This window comes from Acinetobacter sedimenti, assembly GCF_022601685.1.
In the GTDB taxonomy this organism is placed as follows: Bacteria; Pseudomonadota; Gammaproteobacteria; order Pseudomonadales; family Moraxellaceae; genus Acinetobacter; species Acinetobacter sedimenti.
Genome location: NZ_JAKUML010000011.1, coordinates 97,678 through 106,946, shown reverse-complemented (window position 1 = coordinate 106,946; position 9,269 = coordinate 97,678). Strand labels below are relative to the sequence as shown.

Here is a 9,269-nt window from a genome sequence, read left to right as displayed (position 1 = left end):
TATCATTCAGTGACTTAAGGTCACAATTCTGGCTCATTAATCTTACTGACTAAAAATTCGCTCAAATAAACTTCGAGAAATTTCTACCAATTCAATCAATGATAATATATCGATCAATCAACCAGTAAAAATCCACACAAGTTGTTCTTCTTTAACTCTTAATGATCATGTTTTTATCTCGTCGATAAAAACGCAACGCAATAAAATACTCACATCACCCTAAGTGACGTTCCGATCAATTGCGTTGGGATGTGCGCATTATATGTAAATAATTTGCTGACACAAGCCCTTTATGCAACTTTTTTGCAATGCTTGTGCCTTTTTTGAGCAAATTATCATTTTATGCGCATTTGTTGTGCATTTGTTTTTGCATTTTATTTGGTTTTAGTCACTTTTACATCACGAATGATAATGGTCTGCGCTGGTACATTTGCGTGCATGCCTTTACGGGTCGTTGGTTGTTTGGCAATTTTATCGACGATATCCATGCCTTTGGTCACTTTGCCGAATACCGCATAACCATAATCACGTGCACCATGATCAAGCATACTATTATCAACCAAATTGATAAAAAATTGACTAGTTGCCGAATCCACCACACCTGTACGTGCCATTGCGATTGTGCCTCGGGTATTCTTCAAACCATTTTTTGCTTCATTTTTAATTGGCGGATTGGTTTCTTTTTGCTGCATTTCTGCCGTAAATCCACCACCTTGAATCATAAATCCTGGAATAACACGATGAAATATCGTGCCTTTATAAAAACCTGTTTTTACATATTGCACAAAATTCTTTGTGCTAATTGGCGCTTTTTCATCATCAAGTTCGATTTGAATATCGCCCATTGAGGTTTTCATGGTGACTTGCGTTGCTGCCAAGCTCATTTGTGTACCAAGTAAAAGAGTTGTTGCTAAGAGTAGGTGTTGCATTTTCATTTTGAGATTCCTTGTCGAGTTTCCTCGTTTAATTTCTTTGGAAAGGATTGAAACAATCCATGATTTTCAAAGACTGATTTCTGAAAGCATTAATTTAAAGGACGTTGTACCTTATCTCTGTATAATTTTTTGTACAGGTTTATGATAATACAGCATTTAAAAGGTAAAATATCTGTTAAACTTGTCACACCTTTGTTTTATTTTTTGTCCTACGGATATCTTATGAGTAAAGCTTTACCCATCGTTGTTGCAGCTGTCATTGGTGGTGCCGCTATGGTACCTGTATATATGGCAAGCAAAGATCCTGCAAAATTTCAGGCGAGCTCTCATTCAGCAACATTTAATTCTGAATCAGCGTCTGCAGTTGAAAAAATTAGCTATGTACTTGGTTATGAAGTCACGAGTCAAATGACGCCACCAGAGTTGGATGTGAATGCCTTTTCTGCGGGTGCAAAAGCGGGACATGGCAAGGAAACCTTCCCGATGACGGAAGATGAAGTCAAAGCAGCGTATGAAGAGTTTATCGCTTCACAACAAAATGCAGCAATACCTGCTGAGCAAGCCGTGAATCAAATGCCTGCGCAAGACGCATCTGCTGATGTCGCTTTCTTAAAAGACAATGGCAGTAAGCCAAATGTCAAAACCACAGCTTCAGGCTTACAGTATACCGTTGATAAAGAAGGTACTGGCAAGCAACCGAAAGCCACCGATACTGTCCGTGTCCATTACGAAGGCAAGTTGCTTAATGGTCAAATCTTCGATAGTTCGATCGCACGTGGTGAGCCTGTAGAGTTCGGTTTAAATCAAGTCATTCCGGGTTGGACTGAAGGTCTACAATTGATGAAAGAAGGTGCTGAATATACATTTTATATTCCTTCTGAACTTGGTTATGGCGCTCAAGGTAAAGGACCAATTCCACCAAACAGCACTTTGATCTTTAAGGTACAGCTCATCAAAGTGATGTAATTTGAATTTTATCATCAATAAGCCTTCATTATTTGAGGGCTTTTTTTATTGCTGATTTTAAGTAAATCATATTGATTTTCTATTACAAAAACATACAACCAGTACAATAAATTATTGTAATGTGATGTCAAAGTGGTTCTCCGTTTGGCTATAAGCTTAAAGCATGTAGCACTTGCTAAATATAGCTAAACGACGTCCTAAAGAATCAAGCTGTGTCGGTGAAACAAAAAAGTTGGAATAATGATGAAAAAAATTGCCTTAGTAAGCCTCATGCTCATCGCAGGCCAAAGCTTTGCAGCAGAGAAAGTGACAGAAAAGAGTAGTGAACGTGTTCAAGCCGGTTATAGTTTTGGCTATTTAGTCGGTCGTTCAAATAGTAATGCTTTAGATGATTTAGATTTGGATAGCTTTTTTGAAGGTTTCAAACAGGGCTTCGAAGGTAAAGAATCGTCGCTGAGCAATGAACAGATGATTAGCATCCTCAATCAATATAAGAAGAAATCTGAAGCAGCCGAGTTGGTCGAATTCAAAAAACTTGCTGATAAAAACCTGACACAAGGACAATCTTTCCTTGCTGATAATGCCAAAAAATCAGGCATTAAAGTGACTCAGTCAGGGTTACAGTACCAAGTGATCAAGCAAGGTTCTGGGAAAAAGCCATCCGCAACCAGTAAAGTGCTTGTGCATTATGAAGGTCGTTTGATCGACGGCACAGTATTTGATAGCTCTATCGCACGTGATCAACCAATCTCTTTTCCTCTCAATAAAGTCATTGCAGGTTGGCAAGAAGGTTTGCAGCTCATGCAAGAAGGCGATCAATATCGTTTATTCATCCCTGCAAAATTGGCTTATGGTGAAACAGGTGCAGGTGCAAATATCCCGCCAAATAGTGCTTTGATCTTCGATGTACAGCTATTAAAAGTGGAATCATAAAACCTATTACAGAAGAACTTTATCATCAAAAAATGCCACAATCTTGTGGCATTTTTTGTCTTCGGTGTTGATCTAAATTAAAAAAGGAAATTACCAACCTAAAGCTTTTTGTTGTTCCTCAACTAGCTGTTTAATCCCTTCTTCCGCCAATGCCAACATTTGATTGGCTTGTTCACGAGTAAATGGTTTTTCTTCGGCTGTACCTTGGATTTCGATAAATTCACCTGACTGGGTCATCACCACATTCAAGTCTGTTTCACACGTTGAATCTTCATCATAATTGAGATCTAGTAATGCTTGGCCATTATGGATACCCACAGAAACCGCAGCAACCAGACCTTTCAGCGGATCATTTTTAATTTTTTTCTTTTCTAGCAATACATTCATCGCATCAATCAATGCAACTGCCGCACCTGTGATCGACGCTGTACGTGTACCACCATCCGCTTGGATCACATCACAATCGATAGTAATGGTATTTTCTCCGAGCTTTTTCAGATCCACCATCGCACGTAGGCTACGACCAATTAGGCGTTGAATCTCTTGAGTACGACCGCTTTGCTTACCACGTGCTGCTTCACGGTCTGAACGAGTATGCGTCGAACGTGGCAACATACCATATTCCGCAGTGACCCAACCTTGTCCCTGACCTTTTAAAAAACGTGGCACGCTGTTCTCAATGCTCGCAGTACAAAGCACTTTGGTATGCCCAAACTCGACCAAGACCGAACCTTCTGCATAGCGTGTATAGTTGCGTGTGATTTTGATTGGGCGAAGTTGGTTTTCAGCACGTTGATCTATGCGCATGGTCGATCCTTATAAAAATGGTTTAAAAATACTTGGGAAATATTGAGGAAACAAATTAATAGCACAGTTTGCTCAGGGCTTGAGGCAAAAGTATAACAACCGAATATGACAAAGCCTAGCCATTTCCACGCATCAGCGTTTGATAAAAGTTTCAATCTGTTGTCGATACTTACCAATATCTGCAAAACGATGATCCTCAAATTCATCGACAATGATGTTGGCATTTGGCAAAGTGTCGATCGCTATCTGATAATCTAAGACTTCATCTTGCTTTGATAATAATATCAATATTTTAGATTGATCAAGTTGTTGATCTTTCGAGATAGCAAACTGTTTCAATAAACTGGATAATTCATCGACTTGTTGTTGTGACCATGTAAATTGTTCGCCATTATAACGTGCCACTGTTCCAATATATTTCTGTAAGGTGTGCGGAGATTGTAAAGCAGGATTAATCAGCACCAATTTCACAGGAAATTGCATGGCAAGTAATAGCCCATAAAAGCCACCTAATGAACTACCGACGATCGTGGTGATCTGTTCTTTTTTTATCAGTGCGGATAAATCATTCAAATCAGTAAGCGGTCGATGATTCAGATCAGGTGCAAAAACATCATTACCAAACCATTGTTTGAGTTGTAAAGATTTCACACCATGACCAACTGATGCAAAACCATGAATAAACAGAATTTTTTCTGACATATTGAAATTTATACAGTTTGAAGAAGTTTACTTATTTTAGCGAAAAAAAGAGCTAGCGAACACACCTACTAGCTCCATGCAAGAAACGACATTTTTGATTTAAATTTGAAGCACTTACTTCAGTTATTTTAACAACAACTTCCCAAAGCGAGCTTTCAATTTGTTTTGAACCTCAGCTTTCCATTGCTGACGCTCATCTTTATTTGGTACAGACATTTTTGCCAATCGAGTCCACACTGTCACAAACTGTGCATTAAAACTTGCACTGTTGTAGTTGACACCAAACTCTTCACACACAGCACGAACTTTTGGTGCAACTTCCTGATAACGATTGGCAGGCATATCGGGGAATAAGTGGTGCTCAATCTGATGACTCAAATTACCACTTAAAAAGTGCATCCATTTGCCACCTGTGAAGTTACTTGAACCACGGATTTGGCGTAAATACCACTCTGCACGTGTTTCAGTCGCTGTGTTATCTGGCTCAAAGTTTTCTGCATCTTCGGTAAAGTGACCATTAAAAATCACTGCCGATGACCATAGGTTACGGATAATATTCGCTGTTGCATTGGCTGTAAGTACAGGAATAAAGTTCACTGTGGCAATGACAGGGAAAAATACATAGTCCTTCAAGATTTGACGTGTGGCTTTTTTACGGAAATTCGCCGAATCCTGCCAAACTTGCGCCCATGTCTTGGTTTTATACACCATGGCATCTTCAAGGTGTAAGTTTTGAATACCCACATACCATTCGAAGAACACCATCAATTGAATCGCCAAAGGAATGTTTAATAAGAAGCGTGGCTCCCAAGCTTGCTCGTCACTGACCCTAAGCAAGCCATAGCCAACATCGTGATCCATGCCGACAATATTGGTATAAGTATGATGAATATAATTGTGCGTATGTCTCCAATCATCACCTGTGCAGACGTTATCCCAGTCAAAGTCTTTGCCACGCAAACTGTCATCATTCAACCAGTCGTATTGACCGTGCATGACATTATGACCAAGCTCCATATTTTCAACGATCTTAGACACACCCAACATACCTGTGCCAAGCAACCATACTGGTGGCAACCATCCTGCAAACATCAACATGCTACGAGATGCGATCTCGGTATAACGCACAAAGTTACGGACTTTGTAGATATATTTTGCGTCCTTCTCGCCTAAATCTTCCATCACCTCTTGGCGAATGGCATCAATCTTTGCACCAAATGCTTCGATTTGGTCTGGAGTTAAATATTTTGATTTGCTATTTAACGGAAATTTCACTGCTGAATTCATGGCTATTTTCCTCGTATTTGTTTTTCTAGGACTAAAGTGAATGGATTAAAGATCAATGGTGACAGGACTTAATGCCTGACTGACACACAACTTGATCTGTTGATTGTCACTTTGATCAATTTCACCTGTGATAATGTTCTTGGTGACACCACTGACTTTGGTACAAGTGCAGCTATTACAGATGCCCATGCGGCAACCTGAAGTTGGACGAAGTCCTGCATCTTCAGCACTTTCCAAAAGTGTTTTGGTGGCGATGAAGTCACGCTGTGCTCGGCGAAACGTAATCGGTTGCTCTGTTGCACTATCGTCTACACATGGTTGAAAGTATTCACTATGCAACTGATTTGAAATATCATGCTTTGCAAAAATGGCTTTTGCACTTTTCATCATCGGTGTTGAACCACAGATATAAGTATTGGTAGATTTCCAATCAGCGCACTGCCCTGTCAATAAAGCTTCATCTAAATACTGTTTAGAGCTACTTGTATCAATGAAGTGATAATGAAACTGTGGATACTGCTGACTCAAGTGCTCAAGTTCCACGTGGAACACTGGCGCACGGTTGAAATAAATCAAATGTATTGATTCAAGGTTTTGTGCAATGGCTTGCTTCACCATTGCATAAATCGCTGTAATACCACTGCCTGATGCAATCATCAATGCAGGTGATTGATCTGTATGCAAAACAAAATCGCCTTGCACTTGAGAGATTTCCACCACGATGTCATCTGCGGATTTGCAAAGATAGTCTGAAACCAAACCTTGTGCTTTAATACCTAAAACAATTTGACCTTTGGCATCAATATCAACAATCGAGTAACTACGTTGATGATGTACGCAGTGGACTTGCACAGTCACTAATACTGACTGCCCTGCTTGCCAGTGGTTTTTGAATTTTGGATTATTCGCCAAAACCACTTTATACATATCATTGCCCAAAGCTTGGCGTGCAATGATCGTAGTTTTGATTTTACGCATCGACCATAGTGGGTTGAACTGTGCTAGGACAAAGTCGACAAAGTCTTCTTTGATCCAATGCGGTTGATAAGATGTGTTAGATATTGCTACGTGAGTTACTGCTGTGTTCATGCTCGTGTTCCTCTTTGCTGCTGGTTTTTATTGAGTGAACATATGTTCTCCGAGAGAACATGTGTGCACTATATCCGCAGTTTTAATTTAAGTCAACACTTGTACACTGAATTTTTTTAGGTCAATTTCTTCTTTTTTGCTAGACTGTGGCTTTCCATATGTCTTTATTGCATTTTTTGAGTTTAATCCATGTCGATTCGTGATGAACGCAAACAACAAAGTCGCCAAGCTTTACTTGATGCAGCACTCAAGCTCAGCACATCAGGGCGTTCGTTTAGCACCATTAGCTTGCGTGAGATCGCTCGTGAGGTTGGTTTAGTACCGACGGCGTTTTATCGTCATTTTGAAGATATGGATCAGCTCGGTTGCAACTTGGTCGAACAAGTTTCTTTGCGTTTAAGAGAAGTCATCTTGCAACTGCGTCAGGGTTATTTCATTCAACAAAATGCTAAAACGCGTAGCAGTATCGAATTATTTTTTAAAGCCGTGGATGAAAGCCCACAAGATTGGTTATTCTTTATCGCAGAGCGTTGGGGCGGATCTCTTGCAGTACGCCAAGAGATTGCCAATGAAATTGATATTTTGATCGCAGGACTGGGTAATGATCTGACGGAAAGTACCAGTTTTAAACATGTGGAAAGTGTTGAAGACTTGATGGTAATTTCGACCATTTTGATCAATTTATCATTTACTTGGGCAATGACGTGGCGCAATATGCGTGAAAATCTCAGCTCGCCTCAGCTTGAAACAGAGCAACAGCAATATATTGACCAAGTGACAGTTCAAGTGCGACTAATGTTTCGTGGCATTGAAAATTGGCAAAGTGCTGAATAAATAGAATTTATATTTTCAAATTAGAGCCTAATCAAAATTTTGTGCATAAAAAAGCCCGAACCATGCCGAGCTTTTCCAATTTTATTTTTAATTACTTCAATCTAAAGTACTGTCTTATGAGGCTTTCTTCATGATTTGGCGTTCTTTATCGACCAAATAATTCACGACTTGAATAACACGTTGACTATCACCTTGCACGATGTATTTACCATTGACAACTACCGCAGGTACACCTGTCAATTGATAATCCATTGCCAAGTTTTTGGCTTTGTTGATTTTGCCTGTGATCGCGAATGAATTGAACAAGCTGTTAAATTTCTTGGTATCTGCACCATATTTGGTATAGAACTGCGCCAAAGATGCTTGATCAAAAATCTGTTGACCACCTTTGTGGATCGCATCAAATAATGGGATATGCGCTTTACGGCGGATTTTCAATGCTTCAGACACATAGTAACCACGTGCATTTTGCTCCCAAACTGGATTCATCGCCGCAGGTGTACGCACAAAGTTCACGTCTTTTGGCAATTTGCGAAGCCATTGTTGCATTGGGTGCTCTAGGCTGTAGCAGTGTCCACAACCATACCAAAAAAACTCACGCACCTCGATCTTGCCAGCAACGTCCACTTTGCCTACTTTTGGTGCCAATTTATAATCTCTTCCTTCGATAAATTGTTCTGCGGCAAACGTCATTCCTGAAACTGTCATCACTGCAGCAGACATTACCGTTAAAGCAAGCTTTTTCATTGGTCTATACGTCCTCATCATCTTGAATAATTTTTTAAGTGTTCACACTATAAAGGATATTAAATAAAATAAATATAGAGTAAATAGGGACGAATCGTTTTAATCTGTGAACAGATTTTTGTTCGTTGATTACGATTAATAATGTTCTTCACTGGTATTCTAAGCTAAGCTACGGTAATCCGTTTATTTATAGAATAATTTTCCATTTTCCCAAAGGTACTGAGATATGACCACACCCAATGTCGATGCCCAAGAGATCGCCAAATTTGAAGCTTTGGCAGATAAATGGTGGGATCAACACTCCGAATTTCGCCCTTTGCATCAGATCAATCCGCTACGTCTAAATTGGATTGATGAAAAGTCTGGTGGACTCACAGGGAAGAAAATTCTCGATGTCGGCTGTGGTGGCGGTATTTTGGCGGAAAGTATGGCACGTCGTGCAGGTTCTGTACTCGGTATTGATATGGGTGAAGCACCGCTTGCGGTTGGACGTATCCATGCCGAGCAAGAAGGTGTAAATAATATCGAGTATAAGCAAATTCCTGTTGAACAATTGGCAAGTGAGCAAGCAGGTCAATATGATGTAGTGACCTGTATGGAGATGCTCGAACATGTGCCTGATCCTGCGTCTATCGTGAAAGCTTGCTTTGATTTAGTCAAGCCAAATGGTCATGTGTTCTTCTCGACCATCAACCGTAATCCGAAGTCGTACCTGTTTGCGATTATCGGTGCGGAGTATGTACTTCGCATGTTGCCTCGTGGTACGCATGATTATCACAAATTCATTCGCCCTTCTGAATTAGCAGGTGCGATTCGTGGTGCAGGTTTGAAACTCAAAGCCATGACAGGACTGCATTACAATCCATTGACCAAATACTATTGGCTTGCCCCGAATGTCGATGTGAACTATATGGTACACACGGTCAAGCCTGCTGTAGCCACATCTACTGAAGAAGCATCAAATAAAAC

Annotated in this window: 9 protein-coding genes and 1 pseudogene; 4 read left to right on the top strand and 6 right to left on the bottom strand. The window is 40.1% G+C overall.

The genetic code is table 11. The features are described from left to right. Window positions 1–374: 374 nt before the first annotated feature. Window positions 375–929: a peptidylprolyl isomerase gene (locus MKI79_RS08350; RefSeq protein WP_274619075.1), complete on the bottom strand. Its 555-nt coding sequence runs from the start codon at window positions 927–929 to the stop codon at window positions 375–377. 228 nt (window positions 930–1,157) lie between these two features. Here MKI79_RS08350 and MKI79_RS08345 point away from each other — a divergent pair, with 228 nt between their 5' ends. Together MKI79_RS08345 and MKI79_RS08340 are read left to right on the top strand one after the other, a co-directional pair. Beyond that, window positions 1,158–1,901 carry an FKBP-type peptidyl-prolyl cis-trans isomerase gene (locus MKI79_RS08345; RefSeq protein WP_241571981.1) on the top strand — a complete coding sequence of 248 codons (744 nt, stop codon included), beginning with the start codon at window positions 1,158–1,160 and terminating at the stop codon, window positions 1,899–1,901. A gap of 243 nt (window positions 1,902–2,144) precedes the next feature. Further along, on the top strand, window positions 2,145–2,834 hold the full coding sequence (locus MKI79_RS08340) for an FKBP-type peptidyl-prolyl cis-trans isomerase (RefSeq protein WP_407651602.1): 690 nt from the start codon (window positions 2,145–2,147) through the stop codon (window positions 2,832–2,834). 90 nt (window positions 2,835–2,924) lie between these two features. Here MKI79_RS08340 and rph read toward each other — a convergent pair whose 3' ends face one another. The 4 genes from rph to MKI79_RS08320 all read right to left on the bottom strand — a co-directional run bounded on the left by rph (window position 2,925) and on the right by MKI79_RS08320 (window position 6,719). Beyond that, the gene (gene rph, locus MKI79_RS08335) at window positions 2,925–3,641 is read right to left on the bottom strand and encodes a ribonuclease PH (RefSeq protein ID WP_241571974.1); all 717 of its coding nucleotides are present in this window, start codon (window positions 3,639–3,641) and stop codon (window positions 2,925–2,927) included. A gap of 132 nt (window positions 3,642–3,773) precedes the next feature. Beyond that, the gene (locus MKI79_RS08330; protein ID WP_241571972.1) at window positions 3,774–4,343 is read right to left on the bottom strand and encodes a YqiA/YcfP family alpha/beta fold hydrolase; all 570 of its coding nucleotides are present in this window, start codon (window positions 4,341–4,343) and stop codon (window positions 3,774–3,776) included. A 123-nt stretch (window positions 4,344–4,466) separates the two neighbouring features. Continuing rightward, entirely contained in the window at window positions 4,467–5,630 is a 1,164-nt protein-coding gene (locus MKI79_RS08325) for a fatty acid desaturase family protein (protein WP_241571969.1), read from the bottom strand. A 45-nt stretch (window positions 5,631–5,675) separates the two neighbouring features. Beyond that, complete coding sequence (locus MKI79_RS08320) at window positions 5,676–6,719, bottom strand: flavin reductase family protein (RefSeq protein WP_241571967.1); 1,044 nt, start codon at window positions 6,717–6,719, stop codon at window positions 5,676–5,678. A gap of 189 nt (window positions 6,720–6,908) precedes the next feature. Here MKI79_RS08320 and MKI79_RS08315 point away from each other — a divergent pair, with 189 nt between their 5' ends. Then, window positions 6,909–7,553 carry a TetR family transcriptional regulator gene (locus MKI79_RS08315; RefSeq protein WP_241571965.1) on the top strand — a complete coding sequence of 215 codons (645 nt, stop codon included), beginning with the start codon at window positions 6,909–6,911 and terminating at the stop codon, window positions 7,551–7,553. A gap of 114 nt (window positions 7,554–7,667) precedes the next feature. Here the strand turns inward: MKI79_RS08315 and MKI79_RS08310 are convergent, their stop codons facing one another. Beyond that, window positions 7,668–8,300 (bottom strand): thiol:disulfide interchange protein DsbA/DsbL, encoded by a 633-nt coding sequence (locus MKI79_RS08310; protein WP_241571963.1) that lies wholly within the window; start codon window positions 8,298–8,300, stop codon window positions 7,668–7,670. A gap of 226 nt (window positions 8,301–8,526) precedes the next feature. Here MKI79_RS08310 and ubiG point away from each other — a divergent pair. After that, a pseudogene (gene ubiG / locus MKI79_RS08305) lies at window positions 8,527–9,225 on the top strand (bifunctional 2-polyprenyl-6-hydroxyphenol methylase/3-demethylubiquinol 3-O-methyltransferase UbiG); the annotation flags it as partial. Between the last annotated feature and the right edge of the window lie 44 nt (window positions 9,226–9,269).